Source organism: Paenibacillus sp. TSM33 (assembly GCF_056099025.1).
The window spans coordinates 111,421-133,319 of record NZ_JBLZXB010000009.1; the positions used below are offsets into that span (position 1 = coordinate 111,421).

Consider the following 21,899-nt stretch of genomic DNA (forward strand, 5'->3'; position numbering starts at 1 on the left):
GGGATGACTACAAATACATTGGAACAAAAGCGTTACTTCAGTTTTGAACTGTTGAATTGGTATACACGTAACAAACGCGATTTGCCGTGGCGTCGCCATCGCAATCCTTTTTATATCTGGATTTCGGAAATTATGCTTCAGCAGACACGTGTCGATACGGTCATTCCGTATTTTAATCGCTTTATTGCACGGTTTCCTACGATTGAAGCGCTGGCGGAAGCGCCCGAGGAGGATGTGCTCAAACTGTGGGAAGGGCTGGGGTATTATTCGCGGGCCCGGAATTTGCAAACGGCAGCGAAACAGGTTGTTGAGCTTCACGGTGGGCAGGTACCGGATGATACGCAGGCTGTTGCTGCACTGAAAGGAGTAGGCCCGTATACGACGGGGGCGATTATGAGCATTGCCTTTAATCGACCAGAGCCTGCTGTAGACGGGAATGTGATGCGTGTGCTGTCGCGTTATTTTCTCATCGAAGAGGATATTATGAAGGGTAGCACGCGGTCGCATATGGAAAGTCTGGTCAGGGAGCTGATTCCCGAAGGGAGAGCCTCCGATTTTAATCAGGCGCTGATGGAGCTGGGGGCGCTGGTCTGCACGCCAAAGTCGCCTCATTGCCTGACCTGTCCGGTCATGGAGCATTGCTCGGGCAGGTTGGCAGGCCGCGAGGAGACGTTGCCAGTCAAAACAAAAGCGAAACCGCCGCGCCTGGAGCCGCGCTCCGTCGCCCTCATCGAGGGCAGCGGCACCAACGCAGGCCGATTACTTGTGCGCCAACGTCCGGCCAAGGGACTGTTGGCCCGCATGTGGGAACTGCCGCATGAGCTTGCCGTGCCGGAGGGCTACAACGGCCCGGTACCGGATGAGCCCGCTATGGATCACCTGGCGGCTCATTTGCTAGCAGAGGGCGTGCATGCGCGCCCGGTGCGGTTTGTACGTGAGGCGGAGCACACGTTCAGCCACATTCACTGGAACCTGCGTGTGTTCCAGTGTGAAGAGGTCGCCGCCCCTGCCGGGGAGGCGGGCGAACAGTCGCTGGCTGCCGAGCAGCGGGCCAGCTACAGCACTGCAGCGAAGCCAGGTGCGTTGATTGTGCTGGCTGAGCAGGCGCATAATGCGCTGCCAGCGGGGTACCGCTGGATCAGCGAGGCAGATATGTCCACCTTGGCGTTTCCCAAGGTGTTCCTTGATCTGATCACCGAGTATTATACGAAGCAAAAAGAGAACTGATGTTAATAAAATAACTGTCAGCAAAAGATAAAGTATTAGGATTATACCAGAAAATGGAAACAGCGACAACTAAGGACGAGAAAATAAAGTCCTAGACTGTCGCTGTTTCCATTAAACTAACGTTTCCCGTTAGTCCAATATCCTTTACTGCTAGGAGATCAGCAATTACTTCATTTTTCAAAAGGAAACCAAAGTAGGGATTTATTGAAATAATATACAGAAGATATCCTAATGTTGATAGCTTCATCGGCCGAGCTGAGAGAATTGCGGGACGAACGATGCTCGTGGTTAAAAAACATTTGACACGAGAAAGACATAAAGCTAACAAAGAAATTGCGAATATCTTTGAATAATTGTTTTTAAAATTTTCAATTATTTAACCACTGCCAGTTGATTTCGACAGAGTCTATGACCAGATATTTTCAGTCTTCTGGTACGCTTAGCAGTTATAGCATGTGGAATACGTTGCTATGCAACCCGTCTCATACGGGATGCTAAGAGCAACAAGTTTAAGATGACAATGGTTTATGTTTTTAGGCGAGCCAGGTACTTGACATATGTGATCCGTAGCTCTAAAATGAGCTCAGTCATTATGGACTCGATGAGTCGATAATCGGAGCGCAAATGAATTATTCTTAACTCGACTATGCACTTCGTGTCCATGCGATCAAAGGAGCTGGTTCTTTGTATGAATGCAAGCTGAATCACGCACCTTTTTTTTGCTAAATTACAGATATTAAGTGTCTATAATATCTTATTATTAATTTGAGTATAGGACACAGTGACAGATCGTATCCTTAAAAGAACTTAGATTAGGGAAATGACAAACGATGAAAATATTTATGACAGGCGTTACCGGATATATCGGAAGTCCTGTGGCTAAAGTATTGCTCGATGCAGGGCATTTTATCTATGGTCTGACCCGGAGCACCAGCAAAATAAACGAGCTGAAAGAGCTTGGAGTGGAGCCTGTCGTGGGCACACTTGGAGATACGGAAATAATGGCTGATTACGCAAAACGGAGCGATGGAGTGATTTATACAGCTGACGTTGCTCACCGCAAGGCTATTGAGACGTTTATTAGCGCTTTGCGCGGTACAGGAAAGCCGTTGATTCACACATCCGGTTCAGGCAACGTTGGGGATGATGCCAAGGGCGAATTCCAGAGCGAGCAAATCTATAACGAAGAAACACCTGTAACAAGGGACTTGGAATCGATTCGAGTCAATGAGCTGGTGCGTAAAGCAGGGGTCGATCAAGGAGTACGAGGCATTGTCATCGTACCTTCCATGGTGTATGGAACGTCTCTCGGACTTCCAAGAGACAGCATTCAGCTTCCAATGATTGTACAGAAATCGAAAGAAATGAAGGCCGGAGCCTACATTGGCAAAGGTCTGAACAGATGGTCGAACGTCCATATTCGTGACTTGGCCCAATTGTATCTTCTTGCACTAGACAAAGCGCCATCCTCCTCTTACTTTTTCGCAGAAAATGGCGAGGAATCGTTCCGTGATCTAAGCCGTTACGTAAGTGAGGCGCTTGGATATGAGGGACGCACGATGAGCTGGTCTCTGGAAGAAAGGTTGGTGAATTTGGCCTTCTGGCTCAATATACACTTGCGACGAATTGCCGAATTCGCTCTGTGCATACTCGAAACTTGCTTGGCTGGAAGCCTGAAGCCGAATCCGTGCAAACTTGGCTTGCCAATAGCTTTTGAAGATTGTGATATTGATCAGGGAGGTAGAAGGAAGATGACCGGAGACTGAGGCCGAAATATATGATCTTGCGATTGTTGGCGGTGGCCCTGCTGGACTGAACGCTTGCCTTGGTGCTGGCTCGTTCACGCAGACGGGTACTGGTAATCGATAAGGAGATGCCAAGAAATCATGTGACAAAAGAGTCTCATGGCTTCTTGACACGTGTTGGGATTACGCCCGGCGGATTGCAAGGGAACAGATATTGAAGTACCCTTAATGATTACATTCTTTCTAACGCGAGCCATTTCGATATGGAAGTAAACAAATTGGATTTAGAAGCAATATTGGAACTGTGTAGCAATAGCAGCTCGGACTAAAACTTTATTTTTTGCGTACAACTGACGATTTGCCATTAAGCTGACCTGCCCGTTAATGTAATGAAGCTGCCAGTCAACACAGGCAGCTTCATTTTCGTCGTTTATTCAATTATCGTTTCTACGTTAGCATAATGATTTACAGTGATACGGTTCACCGCGCTATCTCTAACCGCTAAGTTTAATGGTCATCTACCCGGATGGCCTTTTATCGTTATAAGCTACAAATTTTACAACGATTACTCCGATAACGGGACGATAGCATCAATGAGAACAAGTCGTAGGAAACGAACGCGTTTACGAAATGGTTTGTAAAATGCGAATGATTTCTTTTTCGGTAACTGAATCGTCAACAGTATCCAGATATTCTGGACTAATCACTTGATACTGTTTCATTCTATAAAACTCCATAACGGCTTGTTTCAAGGTCAGATCATACCATTGAATACTAAAGGTCGGTTCCATAATGCGCCGAAGCGTCGCATCATCTTGAACTAAGGACAGCGCAGCGTGCATTCTGTTAAAAATCTTCTTATCCATACCGGATTGAAAAAATGATTGTAAATTTTTAATTCTATTTTGTTGAGCAACGGAAATTTTTTCAAAAAGTCGTGGATAAAACTCCTTGAGGTCTTGCAGGAACAAATCGGATAAATAAATAACACCTATTAATGATTCCAGAAACGTTTTTTGAAATCGATCAATATATGAAACGGAATCATCATATACAACGGTGTCAGCCTGCTGCAAATACTGAATTCCATACTCTACAACCTGTTCGATGATTTCATCTTTGGATGAAAAGTGCTTGTAAAGCGTCACTTTACTAATATCCATATGTTTTGCGATATCGTCAATTTTCAGTTGGCTGAATCTGGTTCTTCTAATTACAGGTTTGATTTTATTTAGATATTGATCTGCGCTCACGGGTTTTCTCACGATTGAAGCCTCCTCTAATGCTCATCAAATCATATTATATCAAAATAGCTGTATCAACAAACAATATTGAATAAAAATATTAAATTAACTAATTTTATTAATTTAGTTTACTTAGTTAATTTGTCGTTGTATAATCTCTCTTGTAATGAATAGCCAATCGAGGAAGGGATAACGGTCTCAAAAGCGATATACATTTCTCGAAATCACATTATTAAAAAAGGAGAATACACAATGAAAATCACAGTTCTCGGCTCACTCGGCAATATCAACCGCAACTACCTGCCATCCCTAATCGCAGACGGTCACGATGTCACCGTCATCACAAGCTCCAAAGATCGTATCGCCGACATCGAAGCGCTTGGTGCTAAACCAGCAGTCGGATCAAACCTCGACGTCGAATTCCTCGCGCAGGCCTTCGCAGGTAGTGACGTCGTTTACCTCATGATTTCGGGCATCAATTATGCCTCTGGCACCGACATGTGGCAGACCGCTATTGATCTTGCTGAAAATTATAAGGCCGCTGTGCTAAAATCAGGCGTAAAAAATGTCGTCAACCTCAGCTCAGTCGGCGCCGACAACGCAAACGCCGGCATTCTCTACAGCTATCATTTTGTAGAAGACGTGCTAAACTCGCTTGAAAGCGTGAACGTTGTCCACATCCGGCCTGTCGGCTTTTACAGCAATCTTTTTGCCGACATGCAAAGCCTCAAAACCCAGCAGACTATTTTTAGCCCAATTTCTGTTGACATCCCACAAGGCTGGGTCAGCCCCGTTGATATTGCAAACGTCGTTTACGCCATGATTTCTCACACCCCAGCGGGTAAAAGCGCGAAGTTCATAGTTAGTGACTGGGCCACAGGCAACGACTGGCTCAACGCCCTTGCAGAGAAAGGTATCGAAGCCAAATACCAACAAATCCCCGTTGAAACTCTTGCTGAGAATATGAAAAAAATCGGCTTCCACGAGAACACTGCCAACGGGTTTGCCCAAATGAACCGCGCCTGCGAGAACGCCGACGAGTTCTACGCCAGCCTCCGTGCAACCGACTACCACCTTGGTAAAGTCAAGGTCGGAGACTTTGCGAAAGTTTTTGCAGACGTGTATAATAAATCTGTTTAAACAGTCCAGAATACTGTTAACCTGCGGGTGAGAATGCGTCTAAGTGCGCTACTTCTTTCGATAACTTGACCCGGAGATCTTGGGATGGCAGCCTGTTCATCCTGCTCTAATCTCAGACCTCGAACAGGGTTTTACTCTGACTTGGTTTTGACATATAAAGAACAAAGCTCGCTGAAGTGATAGCGAGCTTTGTTCTTTATTGATAAATGCGCACAAAAAAATCCTTACCTGTGATAGGTTCATATCGAATGACTTTAAACTAACCTGCCCGTTAGCCTAATGAAGCAACGTCAGTCTAATACTTTATTTTTTTGTCTAGAACTTTATTTTCTTTTGAAAATAGCGGTAGTATGGACTTAAGGTTACTCCATGCTGCCGCTATTTTTTTGTTTCTGGAATGAAAATGCCTAACTTAGTTACGAACAAAGCGTGTTATTTTTGGTGATTTTTTCGGTATTCGGATGGAGTCACCTTGTTGACCGTTTTGAACATCTTGGAGAATAGAAGTACATCTTTATACCCTACTGATCGAGCAATATCTCCGATTTTAAGGGAAGTGTTTTTTAAGAGGGAGCATGATTTTTCAATCCTCAAGTGCAATAAAAATTCCTGCGGTGACTTATTGAGTTGCTGTTTAAATAAACGATGCAAATATGAACGGTCAATTGAAATGTACTTGGCAATGTCACTTACGGTAATGAAATGTGAATAGTTTTGTTGAATGAAGAGAAGCGCTTCTTTAATATATCGCTGCTGTCTTACCACATTGTTGACTTCCTGATTAGGATAAAGTTCAAACATCAGATACAGAAATTCATACAGCTTGGATGCAAGCAACAGGTCTTTGTTGGATTTCAGCGTAGAAGAAACCACGATGCTCTCCATACAGCGGGCAAGACTACCTTCCGCTTCGAACTGGAAAATGGGATTGTCCCTATTGATACAGGTCCGGCTTAGATATTCTTTGGCTTGCATCCCATTAAAACCGATCCAGGCATATTCCCATGGGTCGATTTCATCCGCTTCGTAGTAAATTAAAACCTTCGGCTCAATAAAGAAAGCATCGTTTTTCTCCAAATGGTAGATTTTATCGTTGACTTTAAAGATTCCTTTTCCTTTTAAAATAAAATGCACCATATACCCGCTTCGAATGGCTGGACCATAAGAGTGTTTGCTGGTACAGCTTTCTTTGCCACATGTGTATAGATTGAGATCCAAGTTGTTATAGGAATGATTGGAAAAATGCGAACTCATTTGGTTTCACCCCTTAATTCATCTCTGCATATTATCACACCGTTTCATATAGAGTCTACATTATTCCATATAATTATTAAAACTATTCCATTATGATTAGGGTGTAAGAAACAAGGAAACAACATAATTTATACTTTTTGAAAATATTACTATTGGCGTTACAAGGGGGTCACTATGGCTATAATCATCGATAAAGAGAAGCTTTTATTCCATTTACAAGGCAGCAATACGAGTTATGTCATGCAGGTTATACGAGATGGTTATTTAGCCCATCTGTATTGGGGGAAGAGAATTCAGAGCTACCGGGGTAGCAATAAAATCATCTTTATGGACAGAGGATTTTCACCCAATCCGGATGGGGCGGATCGAGCCTTTTCACTGGATACCATCCCACAGGAATATCCGTCATTTGGAAATAGTGATTTCAGGATTCCTGCGTATCAGCTTCAATTGGAGAATGGTTCTACAGTGACAGATTTTCGGTATAAAGAACATCGGGTTTACCAAGGCAAAGCAAAATTGAAAGGGCTTCCTTCTACGTATGCGGAGGATGATGGTGAAGTAGAAACACTGGAAATCATCCTTGAAGATCCATTAATTGATGTAAAGATTGTACTATCCTATAGCCTATATCAAAAGTGGGATGTCATTACCCGTTCAGTCCGTTTTGATAATGAAGGTCGGCAGCAGCTAAAACTGCTTAGAGCGTTAAGTGCTAGTGTGGATTTTCGTGATGATGAGTACGAACTCATTACTTTGTATGGTGCGCATAATAATGAAAAAAATATAGCAAGACGAAAAATTTTACCCGGGATTCAAATGGTAGACAGCTGCCGTGGAGCCAGCAGCCCTCATCAGGCACCCTTTATGGCACTTGTAAGGGAAGGGACAGATGAAGAGCAGGGTGAAGTATACGCCTTTAATCTGGTGTACAGCGGGAACTTTACGGCCCAGACTCAGGTAGATTCCTATCGGAACACTAGAGTTACGATGGGGATTAATCCTTTTGATTTTACATGGTTGCTTGAACCAGAGGAATCCTTCCAAACGCCAGAAGTCGTCATGGTATACACCGAAAATGGCTTGGGTGGTATGTCGAGAATTTATCATGATTTATACAGGAACAGATTATGTCGTGGACCATTTCGTGACAAGGAGCGGCCGATCCTGATTAATAACTGGGAAGCCACCTACTTTGACTTTGATGCCGACAAGATTGAGCAGTTGGCGAAGGAAGCTCAAAGTGTAGGAGTGGAGCTGTTTGTATTGGATGATGGATGGTTTGGAAAGCGTGATGATGACAATACTTCATTAGGCGATTGGGTGGTGGATCGTCGCAAACTTCCAGATGGCTTGCCGGATCTTGCCAATCGCATACGAAATCTGGGTATGGAGTTTGGTTTGTGGTTTGAACCTGAAATGGTATCCATAGACAGCGATTTATACAGAAATCATCCCGATTGGTGTATCCATGTTCCTGATCGTCCGTATACGTTGGGCAGAAATCAGCTTATGTTGGATTTATCGAGGAAGGAAGTGTGTGAGTACATCGTTAAGTCGGTTTCCGACATTTTATCGGATGTTCCCATTACTTATGTGAAATGGGACATGAATCGTCATATGACAGATGTGGGTTCGGCCGCTTTACCATCTGAGAGACAAAGGGAGACGGCGCATCGTTATATTCTGGGACTCTACAGTATTATGGAAGAGCTTACATCGAAGTTTCCTCATGTTTTATTCGAGAGCTGTTCTAGTGGGGGAGGCCGTTTTGATGCTGGTATGCTCTATTACATGCCTCAGACCTGGACAAGTGATAATACGGATGCCATTTGCCGATTGAAAATTCAATGGGGAACAAGTCTTGTCTATCCTCCGATTACGATGGGCGCACATGTCTCTACGGTACCTAACCATCAAGTGGGTAGAATAACTCCATTGGAGACCAGAGGTTATGTCGCCATGGCCGGGAATTTAGGATATGAGCTGGATCTGACGGTATTAACCGTTGAAGAAAAAGAACTGGTAAAACAACAGATAGCTCTGTATAAAGAAATGAGATCGCTCATTCAATTTGGCAAGTTTTACAGAATTATTAATCCATTTGATGGAAATGAAGCCGCATGGAGCTTTGTGTCAGAGGATCAAACGGAAATGGCGGCCAGCTATTTCAAGGTTTTATCCCAACCGGCTGCTGCGATTAAAACGTTAAAATTCAAAGGCCTGAATCCAGACTACATTTATAGAAATGTACAGACCGGTGAGCTGTTTGGCGGTGATGAATTAATGCATGTCGGCATAACGCTTGCCAGGGTAAAGCAGGATTTCCTAGGCATGTTCTGGAGATTTGTTAAAGAAGACATCTGATTCAGCTAGAGGAGGTTTTACTAGATGGAAGCAAAAGAAAAGCAGTATAAGCAAATTTCTCAAGAAATTTTAAAATATATCGGTGGTGAAGAGAACATTATCGGTGTGGCCCATTGCGCCACAAGACTAAGAATTGTCCTTGAGGACAATGAAAAAGCGGAATTAAAAAAGATTGAGGATATTGATCTGGTTAAAGGCGTATTCATAGCAGGGGATCAGCTGCAGATCATTTTTGGAGCAGGGTTGGTCAATAATATCTATGCTGTGTTCTCCAAAATGACCGGAACGGAAGATATGTCATTAAGTGATGTCAAATCGAAGTCCGCACAAAAGCAAAATCCTTTTCAGAAAGCCATTAAATCGCTGTCAGATGTCTTTATTGAGATCATGCCTGGAATTCTTGCCGCTGCATTGTTAATGGGGATAACCGGTCTGTTAGGTCAAAAAGGGTTATTTGGCCCTAAATCGATTGTGGAGATGTATCCCGTTTTTCAAGGGATTAATCGATTTGTTCAAATCGTTTCCACGGGTATTTTCACCATCCTGCCGCTGCTTGTTGTTTATTCTGCAACCAAGAGATATGGCGGTCGTCCTATTCTGGGGCTTGTGCTGGGTGCGATCATGCTTCATCCAGCCTTGGCGGACGCCTTTGAGGTAGCTAAAGGAAGTCAAAATCCAGAATCGATCAGTCTTTTCGGACTTCCCGTACAGTTGGTTGGATTTCAGGGTGGTATTATTATTGCACTAATGATGGGATATGTGGTAGCCAAGTTGGATCAATTTTTTAACAAAAAGGTTCCAGACATGATTAAACTATTTTTGGCTCCTTTGCTGACGGTCTTTGTTTCTTCTTTGCTATTGTTTACGATTATCGGCCCTCTTGGGCGAGAGTTGGCCAGTCTAGTGACTGTTTCGTTGCTCTGGATGACGCAAAACCTAGGCATATTCGGCTTTATGTTTTTTGCAGGTATTCAGCAGATCATCGTTATTACGGGTTTGCACCATGTTATGGGCGCGGTAGAAGCACAGTTGTTAACCGATACAGGCAGAAATTTTATCAATCCATTGGCATCGGTAGCTTTGATGGCTCAAGGAGGCGCCGTTTTGGGGTATGTTCTTTTGAATCGCAAAGACACCAAGGTTAAAGAACTGGGTTACTCTGCATTCGGGTCTATACTTTTTGGAATCTCGGAACCAGCCATCTTCGGGGTCACTTTAAAGTATAAATTTCCTTTAATTGCTGGTTGCCTTGGAGGAATGGTTGCAGGGGCATATGTATATTTAAGCAAGCTGACAGCCATAGGATTCGGAACCACGGCTCTTCCTGGCTTTGCAATTGCAGCGTCAGATAACCATGGTCATATCAATTATCTTGTCGCTCATGTGATTGCCCTGTTATGCGGAGCATTATTTACGTTGGCTTACGGTATGATCAAGAGCAAGAGGTTAAAAGCAGTACTCTAAAAAATGAATCGAAGTTTATGCTTAAAAAGGAGTAGAAGGAGCTTAAAGGCTCTTTTCTACTCCTTTTTAGTTGCGGATATCGTACTTATATGGAAGGATCGCTCTCAATCAGCCCTTTGTCGATCACATTGGCTGATACCGGAGGCTTGCCAAGCTCGCGCGACCATACGGATAACTGCCCAATATGATGAATCTGGTGGGCAATGACATGGCGCATTACCTCGCCCCAGGCATCAATCACAATCCTGCCGTCTGGGAGGTGATCTTCAAACCTTCTTCGTTCCAGACCTTCATGCCAGGCGAGTACGAACGGCTCCACATCGAGTCGAAACTTTGCATCCAGCTCGCGGACTTTATCCAGCGTATTATACTGAGAGAAGTCTTCCTGAAAATCAGGTTTGCCTTGAAGGATTTGAATCCAGCTCCATTCTACATCAACGATATGAAAGAGCGTCTTTAGAATGCCGCCAACCCCGCCGATGCGTTCTTTCAGCAGTTCCTCCTGCGGCACCTCTTCACACCAGCGGTACCATTGTTCCCGAACCATCCAGTTATAACGAAAAAAAGTTTGCATCCATTACCCTCCAGGGACTGTAATAAAAAATGATTTCCACCAGTTTACCACAGAATGCCAAAAGGGCTGTCTCATTCGTAGAAAATCTACTTTTGAGACAGCCCTCATGATTTAGGATAAGAATGTTGCTACTGGCTTATTTCTTTGCAGCAGCGTAACGTTTGTTGACTTCATCCCAGTTGATTACATTGTAGAAAGCTGCAATGTAGTCTGGGCGTTTGTTTTGATATTTCAGGTAGTAAGCGTGCTCCCAAACATCCAATCCAAGGACCGGAGTCAGACCTTCGAACAGCGGGCTATCTTGGTTTGGAGTGCTAGTGATCGCCAATTTGCCGTCTTTGCCGACAACCAGCCAAGCCCAGCCGCTACCAAAACGAGTTGTAGCTGCTTTAGTGAAGTCTTCTTTAAACTTGTCATAGCCGCCCAGTTCATTGTTGATGGCTTCAGCAATTGCACCTGTTGGCTGTCCGCCGCCGTTAGGACCGATAACTTCCCAGAACAGGCTGTGGTTGTGGTGTCCACCACCGTTATTGCGAACCGCAGTGCGGATGCTTTCAGGAACGCTGTCCAGATTGGAGATCAGATCCTCCAGGCTTTTGCTTTGCAGTTCAGGAGCGCTCTCCAGAGCTGCATTTAAATTCGTAACATATGTGTTATGGTGACGATCATGGTGAATTTCCATTGTCAGTGCATCAAAGTGTGGTTCCAATGCGTCTTTTGCGTAAGGAAGTTCTGGTAATTGAAATGCCATAATAAAATCCCTCCTGGTTATATGGTTGGGTAAGTGTTCCTATGTAATAATACCCTCGATAGTTATATTAAACCGCATTCAGCCTATTTTTTCAACATTTTTGTTTGTAAAATAGCAAACTGGGCAATAGGGCCTGGTAGCTAGCATGTCCAAAAACACGATTAGAATACATGATACATAGGTAATAAGAGGTAAATTGTGAACATTAAAATGTAAACGCTTTATATACAGCGCTTACATGAGAAAAAGGGATGTATTCCGTCAAAAAGTATGGTTTAATGGTCAAGGAAGCAGAATTTTGGGCTTTTTTGTCGTCTGCTATAAACTGTCATGTCTATGACATGACGAACTTGAGGGCGTACACCCTTTTCCTGTTCTTCATTTCATATATAGCAGATCGTATGCATTTTTATCATAATGCCTAGTGATTAACACCATGATAAGCGCTTTATGGATTTATGTAAAAATGACGGTGCTGTCTCAATTTATTTATTATGCTTACGAAAAGGGAGATATTACTATGCACGTTCGTTCCTTTCAATTAAGTGATGTGAATTCAGTAACGGAGCTCATGCAAATTGCCTTGTCAGAGGAGTGCTACAAAGAGACGGTGGGTGCTTTTGCCCGTCAGCTTTCGTGGGATTCCGGTTTGATCGTTGTTGCCGAAGAAGAGGGAGAGATCGTTGGTGCCCTGATTGGCACGATTGATCAGAATCATGGTTGTTATTATCGTATTGCTATTCACCCGGATCATCGTCGAATGGGAATCGGGAAATCACTTGTGGAGTCCATGGAGCAGCGTTTTCAGCAACGCAAGGTTAGCCGTATTTGGGTAGCTGGGGACAAGCATAACAGTGCGGCTATGCCGTTGTACGAAGCTATGGGCTACGGAGCAAGCCAGATTTTACAGGCGTTTCAGAAGCTGAGTATTTTGGCACCTCATTAATCGGCAATCGATATACAGAAACGAAATATAATATCTACATTTAGAGCATATCTGAGTAACCGTTGCAATCGGGTACGGGATATGCTTTTCTATTTATAACAGGGTTGAGGAGGTTAACTATGGACGCTTTGACTCCTTCGTCAGACCTGCTTCCTTCACCGAAAACGTCCAAACAGGCAGGTCGCTCTGGTTACATACGCGATTGGTTAGTCACTCTACTGATTGCAATGGTCGTCTTGCTGCTTTTGAACCTGTTTGTATTTAATTTGTCCACGGTTAGAGGACATTCAATGCAGCCGACGCTAATGGAAAGCCAGCATTTGTTCGTGAATAAGCTGGTTTATAATTTTCATGATCCGGGGAGAGGGGACATTGTGATTTTAAAAGATCCCGATTCCAAACTATCCAGCCCAAGATTTTTAGTGAAAAGAGTCATCGGTATTCCCGGAGATATCATTCGGATTGAGCATAATCATTTGTATGTGAACGGTGAGCTGCTAAATGAGCCGTACACCAACTCGGACGTGGAGGATGGTGATTACGGTCCTTTTACGGTGGAGCCAGAGCACTTTTTTGTCATGGGAGATAATCGCCATACGGCTGCGAGCAAGGATAGTCGGTATTTTGGCAGCATTAAGTCCGAAGATTTACTGGGACGTGCAGAGCTTATATTTTGGCCGGTCTCTGAGTGGAAGTGGCTATGAGCAACGATAGTCTGAAATCAATACGGAATGCGTGCGAACCGATCAGAGTTATAACGGATCAGCGATTCCCAATCAGGAAAGGAAGAGGACGATGAAAGAAGTGATGGTTTATACCGACGGTGCTTGTTCGGGGAACCCGGGCCCAGGGGGCTGGGGGATCGTTTTGCTGTATGGAGAGCATCGTAAGGAGCTTTCGGGTGCCGAAAAGATGACGACGAACAACCGTATGGAGATCAAGTCGGTGATTGAAGCTCTGAAGCTGCTCAAGGAGCCATGTCGTGTAAAAGTACACAGTGACTCTGCCTATGTCGTCAATTGCTTCAAGCAAGGCTGGATTAAGAATTGGCTCCGTAATGGCTGGCGCAACAGTAAAAATCAGCCGGTGGAGAACAAGGAACTATGGGAAGAGCTGTGGGAACTGATGAGTAAGCATGAGGTTGAATATGTGAAGGTGAAGGGTCACAGTGACAACGAACTGAATAATCGCTGTGATTTTCTGGCGACCAGTGCTGTTAAAAATTTACGGTAGCATCTGCTGCTGTTTTCTGTTGAAATTTGAGATAGGAGAATGATACAACATTCTCCTATCTGTCATGAAGAATTGTGAAAGAGAGGTGAGTATCGGATGCAACGCGAACTTACTCGGACGGCGACCGGAACGGCTTCGACTTGGGCTTCGCTCAAGCAGGAAATTATTGAGGCAGCTCCAGGGCTGGGGATCGACTCCATCGGGTTCGCATCCGCCGATCCCTTTCTGTCTCTGAAAGCTATATTGGAAGAGCACCGTGCTAAAGGCTATGAATCCGGTTTTGAGGAGCCCGATATTGATAAGCGCATCTATCCAGAGCTGTATGGCTCGCAGCCCGCATCCCTGATTGCCATTGCGGTGGCGTATCCTTCGAAAATGAAGGACCCGCCGAAGTCGGACAAGGGAAAATACCGTGGTATTATGGCGCGTTCAGCCTGGGGCAAAGATTATCATCTGGTACTGCGCGAAGCGATGGAAAAGCTGGAGGTTTTTATAAGTGAGCGGGTACCTGATGCATTGTTGAAAAACATGGTGGATACCGGAGAATTGTCGGACCGAGCCGTTGCGGAACGCGCAGGAATTGGCTTTAGCGGCAAAAATACCATGATGATTTCACCCACACTGGGGTCATGGATTTATCTGGGGGAGCTGTTGACGAACATTCCCTTCCAGCCCGATGAACCGGTTACGGATGGTTGCGGAGAGTGCACCAAATGTTTGGATGCATGTCCTACCGGCGCGCTTGTAGGTCCGGGACAGCTGAATGCCCAGCGGTGTGTGTCCTTTTTGACGCAAACCAAGGGCTTTTTGGACGAGGAGTTTATGCTGAAAATAGGGAATCGGCTGTATGGATGTGATACGTGTCAAATCGTATGTCCCAAAAATCGAGGCCTTAACTGGGATCATCATCCCGAGCTTACACCCGATCCTGAAATTGTAAAGCCGTTGCTGTTACCGTTACTGGATTTGAGCAATCGTGAATTCAAAGACCGGTTTGGTCAAAGTGCAGCGGCTTGGCGGGGGAAGAAGCCGATTCAACGCAATGCAGTCATTGGTCTTGGCAATTTCAAGGATGTTAGCGCGGTGCCCAAATTGACGGAGGTTTTATTGGATGATCCGCGTCCCGAGCTGCGAGGCACGGCGGCGTGGGCTTTGAGTCGAATAGGAGGGGAAAACGCTATGACAGCGATCAAGCAAGCATCAGAGAAGGAACAACATGAGCAAGTACGCGAAATGATCGCGCAGGCGCATTCCAAGCTAGCGGAACAAGAGCAGGCAGAGCAGCAAACTTCTGCTGAATTAAAGACGGAGGATTCACAGGGTCCAACTAAGATTTATTATGACGAAATGGAGACGCCTGTGGGCACTCTGACGCTGTGTGCTACGGATCGAGGGCTATGCCGAATTGACTATGGCTCTTTTTATGCGAAGGAAGCATTACTTCAGCAATGGGCCCGGACATGGGTCGGGGAATATGTCTATGTACAGGAGCCGGAAAAGCTGCGCGAAGCTGCAGAACAACTGCGTGAATATTTTGCGGGAGAACGACGGGAATTCAGTATAGCCTATGATTTGAGAGGCACTCCTTTTCAAGAGCAGGTATGGCGCGCACTGCAAAATATTCCGTACGGACAAAGTGTGTCCTATCAAGATATTGCAGAATCGATTGGACGAGCCAAGGCGATACGTGCTGTCGGCGAAGCCAATAACAAAAATCCATTGCCTATCCTGTTTCCATGCCACCGTGTATCGGGTGCAAACGGTAGTTTGGTTGGCTATGCCGGAGGCTTGCCAGTCAAAATGAAGCTGCTGGATTTGGAGAAGGAATAAGGACATATGTTTGCAAAAAGTAATTTGCTAGCTGTCCCATGTTTTGCTATGATAGGTTCGTGTAATTTAAGATGTCTCATATAAATATACAGAGGTGACGACTTCGTGGTGTGGAATATTGTCATTCCGATTATTACCCTGATTGTTGGCTTGGTCGGGGGATTTTTCATCGGTGCTTATTATCTTCGCAAACAGCTTGAAAAGATGCAGAACGACCCTGAAACGCTGCAAAAAATGGCCAAACAGATGGGCTACAACCTGAATGGGAAACAGATGCAAAAAGCCCAGCAGATGATGAAGAACCAACAGTTCTCCAAAAATCAGCCTGGTGCGCGTAAAAATCAGGGCCGTCGGAAATAATGAGCAACGTGAGCACGGATGCCGCATGAGGTTGCTGCATAGAGGAGGATTACTGTGGCTGGCGTAAAAGATTATATTAACCGCAAAGCTGCGGATAACCGGGATAAAATCGAATACCATGTGGAGCAGATTTTAAAACTGATCGGTGAGGACCCCAAGCGTGAAGGTTTGTTGGAAACACCGGCACGCGTTGCGCGCATGTATGAGGAAATATTTGCGGGTTATGAGGTTGATCCACGGGATGCGCTGGGTGTGACATTTGACGAGAATCACGAGGAGCTTGTAATCGTGAAGGATATTGTCTACTACAGTCAGTGTGAACACCATATGGCTCCTTTCTTCGGAAAAGTGCATATCGGCTATGTACCCAGCGGTAAAATTGTAGGACTAAGCAAGCTAGCCCGTTTGGTGGAGGCGGTGACCCGCCGATTACAGGTACAGGAGCGTATTACGTCGCAGATCGCTGATATTCTAAATGAAGCGGTTTCCGCTCACGGAGTTATGGTGGTCGTGGAAGGCGAACACTTGTGCATGTGTGCCAGAGGTGTCAAAAAGCCTGGCAGCAAAACGGTAACATCTGCCGTACGCGGTACGTTCCGTGATAATGCAGCACAACGCGCAGAGTTCTTGTCCCTGATCAAGGAATAATTGAACAGAATTGCAATGGTTAATGATAAAAAAAAGGTGGTTTACGCATAGGCGTAGCCGCCTTTTTTTGTTAACATCGGTAATAGTGACAATGGAATAGCTATTGTGAGAAGATGACATAAAAAATAGCAGCATAGCTGCCTTGAAAATTACGATTAGCCTATGGAAATAGTTATTTTTAAGATAGGGGATAACGTATGGATCATATACATAGCTCAACAGAAACAACAACAGGATTGCCTGAGTTGCAATGGTTGGAAGCGCCACTGACGACTACTCAGGAAGACGTATTGTGTCCGCTGGCTTGGGAGGAGCTGGCTTGTCGGCAAGTAGGGAAAGGAGCTACGCCCATTTTGCATGTATGGCGACATCCGGCGGCGCTTGTGATTGGTCACCGGGACCGCAGGCTGCCCAACGCTCCACAGGCGATGGAGCAAGTGCGCAGCTCAGGCACGTCGGTATGCGTGCGCCCTTCAGGCGGAGCAGCCGTCATGCTGGACAGGGGGGTACTGAACCTGTCCTTGATCTTGCCGAATCCGCAGCGAGCCATCAGCCTGCATGAGGATTTTCAGCTCATGGCAGGGCTGATTGCCGATGCGCTGGCCCCGTGGTCTGTCGAGGCGCAAACTGGAGAAATCATCGGGTCCTTCTGTCCCGGGGATTACGATGTGAGCGTCCGAGGGCGCAAGTTCTGTGGCATTGCGCAGCGGCGCCAAGCCAAGGCGTATATCATCACAGCCTTCGTGATGATCGAGGGCCGTGGAGCAGAGCGCGCACAGGCGGTGCAGCAGTTTTATAGGGCGGCGGCCGGGGATACGCCAGCAGGCGTGCAGCAGCCGGATTATCCCCGGGTGAATCCGGCAACGATGGGCAGCCTGGCAGAACTGGCTGGAGTGCCGTCTGTCGAGGCGTACACGGCATCACTGCGCCGTGTAGTCGAGAGCCGGACTGCCATTTTGCCTGCCGATGGCTCGCTGGTGCAACCGGAAGAATTGACTGGACAAATAGCAGCGCTCAGAGAGCGATACGATTTGCAGGTGTAGTTTGTTCTAGCTTAGAATGGCTGCCATCTCAGCTTGGAGGCTTGAGCGTAGCGTGCTTCTACCTCAGGCCAGTTGACGACATGCCACCAATCTTCGATGTATTTATTGCGTTCCGCCTGATGCTTTAAGTAATATGCGTGTTCCCACACATCGATCGCCAGCAGCGGAATGGACTCCCATTGAGTCAGGTTTTGGTGTTTTTCGGCCTGCAATATTTCAAGCCGTCCGGCGCGCGGACTCCACACCAGGATGGCCCAGCCGCCGCCCTCGACCTTTTCGGCTGCCGAACTAAATTGCTTTTTGAAGGCATCGTAGCTGCCAAAATCCTTTTTAATCTGTTCCGCCAGCGGCCCGCTTGGTTTTCCACCGCCTTGAGGACTCATGATCGTCCAAAAAAGGGTATGCAGATAATGACCTGCACCGTTAAATGCCAGTTCACGTTCCCAATGCTTTACGAGGTCAAAATCACCTGTTTTGCGGGCTTCTTCCAGCTTTTTTTCCGCTTTGTTCAGATCATTCACATAGCTCAAATGATGCTTGTTATGGTGAATACGCATCGTCTTTTCATCAATGTACGGTTCAAGTGCATTATAAGGATAAGGGAGCGGTGGGAGCCGATGTCCCCCCACAGGAACCGGGCGACCGGTTAAGGTTTTTTCCGTTGTCGAAGGTTGTGCCTGACCGGCCGGGGCGCCTTTAGTGGCCCCTGAGCCTTCTCCTCTTATGCCCGCTTGCCGCTCTCGAAACGCTTGCTCCGGGTAATCCCCACCCTCTGCCGCTATATGATACAATCCAGCGGCTCGCGCGATGGAGCCGGGCTCTTGAAAGGGAGTTGTCGAGATCAGGAAATATTGACTTTCATGTGCTGCGTGTATTACAATTCCGGCGGATTTTGGCTGCTGACGTAATGCATGACTGTGCTCAGTCAGCAAACCTAGCTGCCGTACATATTCTTGTGATTGACGGTTTGCGGTTTGCAACAAATCGTCCAATCGACGATTTAATTCCTGTGAGGCAGGCTGTGAATTCAAGGCTACTTCGGACAACGGTTTCTCTCCAGTTGCTGATGCGTCTGACCCCCTTGAATGTGCTGAAGGTTCTAGCTGGTGTGTATGAGCTTGGGGGGTAGCCGACGCTTTTTTCTCCTGATGTTGCCATGCTTGTTCTGCCGGATCAAGCGCGCTTCGTTGTTCTTCAAGCAGCTCTATGGCGGTGCGTTCCGTTTGTTCAAATACGGTTCGCCAATCATCCAGCAGCCGCACATAAGCAGGCTCTAGCCCTTCCGTAGCGGATTTAATCACTTCCACATGCCAACTTTCCTGCTGCTTCCAATGACGAATTTCCTCCAGCACACGTAAGGGCAGAAAAGACCCATAAGTACTCAGCATCGTTTTTTACCTCCCGTATCCCACCATGGCTATCCGGCAGATCTAGCAGATCTGTCCTGGATGCATACGTACCCAGTATATTCGCCGTCTCATCGGAAATATGTCTATGAACTCACTTCATTCGGGTCACATCTGTTACACAGAACAATAATGACTCTGGAAAATAAAAAAAGAAGCCCGCCTACGGCACGAGTTAAGTGACCATAGCCAGGCTTCTTTAAGCGAAGAAGAGTATTTTCGAAAAATAATTTTAGTTCGTAGTCGTTTGTTTGTGGGCATCGGCGGTGGTTTTCTTGTCCTCCAGATCCTGTACACTGCTTAAAAATGTCGAGACCCGTCGCAGATATTCACGGGGGTGCTCTCTGAAAATGAGCTCATGTATCCCGTTTTTAACAATCCATACACTGGAAAGCGGGTTGGTCTGATTGGCAGCGAGCTTTTCCGCAATGGGGTAAGGAGCTTTTTCATCCTGTGTACCATGCACGAACATGATTGGAAACGGATAGTCCTCCTTTTTAACCTCCTGATATGGAATCTGATGCAAGCTGGTGCCGTTTAAGACTGGAAACAGCAATTCCAGAATTTCCAAAGATGGATGTCTCGGCAGATTAATTTGATTGTGAATGTTATGGTATAGCGTATCCGGTTCGAGTAGGAAAGTGCTGTCCAAGATCATTGCGTCCACATCTTTGGTTTGCAAGCCCGCTTGAAGTGCGGTTCCTGCTCCCATAGAGAAGCCCCATACGATAATTTCCGATGAGCCACGTTGCTTTGCAAGCTGGATGGCCCCAAGAAGCTGTTGGGATTCCGCCTTACCTCCGGTTGCGACGGCTTTGCTGTTTTGTGAAGCGAATCCGTAATCGAACATAACCACATTAAAGTTCAAACGATGGGCATAATGCGCCAGATCATACATGGGAATCCAGCTTTCTTCACGGTTAGCCCCATAACCATGACTGAAAATAATCGTTTTCCGCGATTGATCTGCCGGAATATACCAGCCTTGTACCATACGGCTGCCATCTTTGGCTGGGAAGCTGACTTCCTCATATGGCATACCTTTGGCCTGCATCGGATTAGAGTACAAGGGTGCGACAGTGGGATTCGTAAGTACCCAAGCGATGTAAGCATGCAAGGCAATAAAGCAAAACAACAGAAAAAATACAACCGACAGCAGCAGAGCAATCACAATGTGCTTGAACCGCAGCAGACGGGGATTAAAGAGTGGGGTGGACGGCTCCTGAACAGCGGTCTGTAGCTGAGCGTTGCGCTGGGATGTCGAAATCATGTAAGAGCCTCCTTATATAAAATTGATTTTCGAATCATAGAATTTAGGTATAATTCCACTTGAAAATAGTAGGGTATGTCCGTATAGATACCTATTATCGTATGATGGGGATTATCCAAAGTCAACGCCTGAACCGGAAAAGTAAAAATGATGCAAAGAATTGTCGATGTTTGTTCTTGTTCTGTAATGTGGTTGTCACAAAAACATCGGTTTACAGTGGCTGCGACTATTTTATATAATTTATGTAACCATGTTTCATAGTGTGAAACGAATATGGATACAAGAGGAGCGGTTCGCGATGGAAGACCGTAAATTAACCGTCCGCGCTGTAGAGCGTGCACTTGATATATTGCTGTGTTTTACCGCAGATTCTGATCTTGGTCTAACGGAGATTGCCTCCCAAATTGGTCTACATAAAAGCACCGTTCATCGTCTTTTGACTACGCTGGAGGATCGGGGGTTTGTCGTTCGGAATGCCGAAACGGAAAAATATCGGCTTGGCTTTCGCATATGGGAGCTGTCCACGCATTTGTCCCAAAGCGATGAGCCAGCGGTGTTGTTACAGCCTGCAATGGAAGGACTGCGTGATCGCTTAGGGGAGACGGTGAGCTTGTACCTGCGGGATGGAAGCATGCGTATTCGCATACAAGCCGTGCAGAGCAATCAGGCGATTCGCAGGGTTGCGCCTGTGGGAGCGCGTATGCCGCTGGCTGTGGGAGCCTCCAGCAAGGTGCTGGCGGCTTTTATGCCGCCACAGGAGCTGGAGGTACTGCTAAGCGGGGATGAATGGCCACCTTCGGTAGACCCGGAGGTTTATAAAGCCCAACTCCAGGACATTCGTGAGAAGGGCTATGCGACCAGCTATGAAGAACGTGAGCCAGGAGCTGCGGCTGTGGCCGCGCCTATTGTGAACCGAAAGGGACAGGTGGCAGCGGCTTTATCTGTATCCGGTCCGGTCAGTCGACTTGCGCCTGAGACGCTGCATGATTTTGCTCCGATTTTGATCGAAGCGGCCAAGGAAATGGGGCTTATGCTCCCGTAACAGGGTTAACACAAAAGGGAACCATAGAGGGTTGCCAAAGCCATAAATTTAAAGTAGTCTGATAGAGATGGCGGGTTGTCTGTTATAGCCGCCAGTTCAAGCGAATAGTAAGTATCACAGTTACTGGGGGAGCCTGTAATGCGGGCTGAGATGGAATCGGGCAAGATTCCGGACCCTTTGCACCTGATCTGGATCATACCAGCGTAGGGAAGTAATCGGCCATTGAAATGTATACGCAGCTGCTATCTACGGCCGCGCATTGGAATGTGATTATTCCACGTGCGCACGGTTTGGATAGCTGTCTCGTTCGATTAGCCGGTTCCCTAGGGAACCGGCTTTTTTGCATAGATCAGCG

The 21,899-nt window shown here is 46.2% G+C and carries 19 protein-coding genes, 1 pseudogene and 1 riboswitch; of the genes and pseudogenes, 14 read left to right on the plus strand and 6 right to left on the minus strand.

Annotated elements, in window-relative coordinates; all coding sequences use genetic code 11:
* Positions 1 to 3: 3 nt before the first annotated feature.
* From mutY to ACN6NF_RS03780, 3 genes and pseudogenes are all read left to right on the plus strand, one after another.
* The gene (gene mutY, locus ACN6NF_RS03770) at positions 4 to 1,227 is read left to right on the plus strand and encodes an A/G-specific adenine glycosylase (RefSeq protein WP_474315269.1); all 1,224 of its coding nucleotides are present in this window, start codon (positions 4 to 6) and stop codon (positions 1,225 to 1,227) included.
* A gap of 830 nt (positions 1,228 to 2,057) precedes the next feature.
* Complete coding sequence (locus ACN6NF_RS03775) at positions 2,058 to 2,993, plus strand: NAD-dependent epimerase/dehydratase family protein (RefSeq protein WP_474315271.1); 936 nt, start codon at positions 2,058 to 2,060, stop codon at positions 2,991 to 2,993.
* A gap of 7 nt (positions 2,994 to 3,000) precedes the next feature.
* A pseudogene (locus tag ACN6NF_RS03780) lies at positions 3,001 to 3,198 on the plus strand (FAD-dependent oxidoreductase); the annotation flags it as partial.
* A gap of 397 nt (positions 3,199 to 3,595) precedes the next feature.
* Here the strand turns inward: ACN6NF_RS03780 and ACN6NF_RS03785 are convergent.
* A complete protein-coding gene (locus ACN6NF_RS03785; protein WP_474315274.1) occupies positions 3,596 to 4,237 on the minus strand; it encodes a TetR/AcrR family transcriptional regulator in 642 nt (213 codons plus the stop codon).
* Positions 4,238 to 4,468: 231 nt separating this feature from the next.
* Here ACN6NF_RS03785 and ACN6NF_RS03790 point away from each other — a divergent pair, with 231 nt between their 5' ends.
* Complete coding sequence (locus ACN6NF_RS03790; RefSeq protein WP_474315276.1) at positions 4,469 to 5,356, plus strand: NmrA family NAD(P)-binding protein; 888 nt, start codon at positions 4,469 to 4,471, stop codon at positions 5,354 to 5,356.
* Positions 5,357 to 5,788: 432 nt separating this feature from the next.
* Here ACN6NF_RS03790 and ACN6NF_RS03795 read toward each other — a convergent pair whose 3' ends face one another.
* Positions 5,789 to 6,610: an AraC family transcriptional regulator gene (locus ACN6NF_RS03795; protein ID WP_474315278.1), complete on the minus strand. Its 822-nt coding sequence runs from the start codon at positions 6,608 to 6,610 to the stop codon at positions 5,789 to 5,791.
* Positions 6,611 to 6,784: 174 nt separating this feature from the next.
* Between ACN6NF_RS03795 and ACN6NF_RS03800 the strand changes: the two genes are divergently transcribed.
* Entirely contained in the window at positions 6,785 to 8,977 is a 2,193-nt protein-coding gene (locus tag ACN6NF_RS03800; RefSeq protein ID WP_474315280.1) for an alpha-galactosidase, read from the plus strand.
* A gap of 24 nt (positions 8,978 to 9,001) precedes the next feature.
* Positions 9,002 to 10,441, plus strand: coding sequence for a PTS transporter subunit EIIC (locus ACN6NF_RS03805; protein WP_474315282.1), 1,440 nt, complete (start codon positions 9,002 to 9,004; stop codon positions 10,439 to 10,441).
* A gap of 85 nt (positions 10,442 to 10,526) precedes the next feature.
* On the opposite strand, the gene ACN6NF_RS03810 is transcribed toward ACN6NF_RS03805, so the two are convergent.
* Complete coding sequence (locus ACN6NF_RS03810) at positions 10,527 to 11,015, minus strand: DinB family protein (protein WP_474315285.1); 489 nt, start codon at positions 11,013 to 11,015, stop codon at positions 10,527 to 10,529.
* Between the two features lie 136 nt (positions 11,016 to 11,151).
* Complete coding sequence (locus tag ACN6NF_RS03815) at positions 11,152 to 11,766, minus strand: superoxide dismutase (protein WP_013369407.1); 615 nt, start codon at positions 11,764 to 11,766, stop codon at positions 11,152 to 11,154.
* Positions 11,767 to 12,286: 520 nt separating this feature from the next.
* Between ACN6NF_RS03815 and ACN6NF_RS03820 the strand changes: the two genes are divergently transcribed.
* The 7 genes from ACN6NF_RS03820 (at position 12,287) to ACN6NF_RS03850 (ending at position 17,826) form a co-directional block, all read left to right on the plus strand.
* Entirely contained in the window at positions 12,287 to 12,712 is a 426-nt protein-coding gene (locus ACN6NF_RS03820; RefSeq protein ID WP_013369410.1) for a GNAT family N-acetyltransferase, read from the plus strand.
* Positions 12,713 to 12,831: 119 nt separating this feature from the next.
* A complete protein-coding gene (gene lepB / locus ACN6NF_RS03825; protein WP_474315287.1) occupies positions 12,832 to 13,416 on the plus strand; it encodes a signal peptidase I in 585 nt (194 codons plus the stop codon).
* Positions 13,417 to 13,507: 91 nt separating this feature from the next.
* Positions 13,508 to 13,945: a ribonuclease HI gene (gene rnhA / locus ACN6NF_RS03830; RefSeq protein WP_474315289.1), complete on the plus strand. Its 438-nt coding sequence runs from the start codon at positions 13,508 to 13,510 to the stop codon at positions 13,943 to 13,945.
* 96 nt (positions 13,946 to 14,041) lie between these two features.
* Entirely contained in the window at positions 14,042 to 15,775 is a 1,734-nt protein-coding gene (gene queG / locus ACN6NF_RS03835) for a tRNA epoxyqueuosine(34) reductase QueG (RefSeq protein ID WP_474315291.1), read from the plus strand.
* Positions 15,776 to 15,880: 105 nt separating this feature from the next.
* Positions 15,881 to 16,135, plus strand: coding sequence for a YneF family protein (locus tag ACN6NF_RS03840; protein WP_013369414.1), 255 nt, complete (start codon positions 15,881 to 15,883; stop codon positions 16,133 to 16,135).
* 54 nt (positions 16,136 to 16,189) lie between these two features.
* Positions 16,190 to 16,783: a GTP cyclohydrolase I FolE gene (gene folE / locus ACN6NF_RS03845; RefSeq protein WP_013369415.1), complete on the plus strand. Its 594-nt coding sequence runs from the start codon at positions 16,190 to 16,192 to the stop codon at positions 16,781 to 16,783.
* A gap of 197 nt (positions 16,784 to 16,980) precedes the next feature.
* Positions 16,981 to 17,826: a lipoate--protein ligase family protein gene (locus tag ACN6NF_RS03850; protein ID WP_474315294.1), complete on the plus strand. Its 846-nt coding sequence runs from the start codon at positions 16,981 to 16,983 to the stop codon at positions 17,824 to 17,826.
* Between the two features lie 11 nt (positions 17,827 to 17,837).
* Here ACN6NF_RS03850 and ACN6NF_RS03855 read toward each other — a convergent pair whose 3' ends face one another.
* Positions 17,838 to 19,214 (minus strand): Fe-Mn family superoxide dismutase, encoded by a 1,377-nt coding sequence (locus ACN6NF_RS03855; RefSeq protein ID WP_474315297.1) that lies wholly within the window; start codon positions 19,212 to 19,214, stop codon positions 17,838 to 17,840.
* A gap of 250 nt (positions 19,215 to 19,464) precedes the next feature.
* Positions 19,465 to 20,502 carry an alpha/beta hydrolase gene (locus ACN6NF_RS03860; RefSeq protein ID WP_474315299.1) on the minus strand — a complete coding sequence of 346 codons (1,038 nt, stop codon included), beginning with the start codon at positions 20,500 to 20,502 and terminating at the stop codon, positions 19,465 to 19,467.
* A gap of 298 nt (positions 20,503 to 20,800) precedes the next feature.
* On the opposite strand from ACN6NF_RS03860, the gene ACN6NF_RS03865 reads away from it, so the two are divergent.
* A complete protein-coding gene (locus tag ACN6NF_RS03865; protein ID WP_474315301.1) occupies positions 20,801 to 21,544 on the plus strand; it encodes an IclR family transcriptional regulator in 744 nt (247 codons plus the stop codon).
* Positions 21,545 to 21,659: 115 nt separating this feature from the next.
* Positions 21,660 to 21,771: riboswitch (TPP riboswitch) on the plus strand.
* Positions 21,772 to 21,899 lie beyond the last annotated feature (128 nt).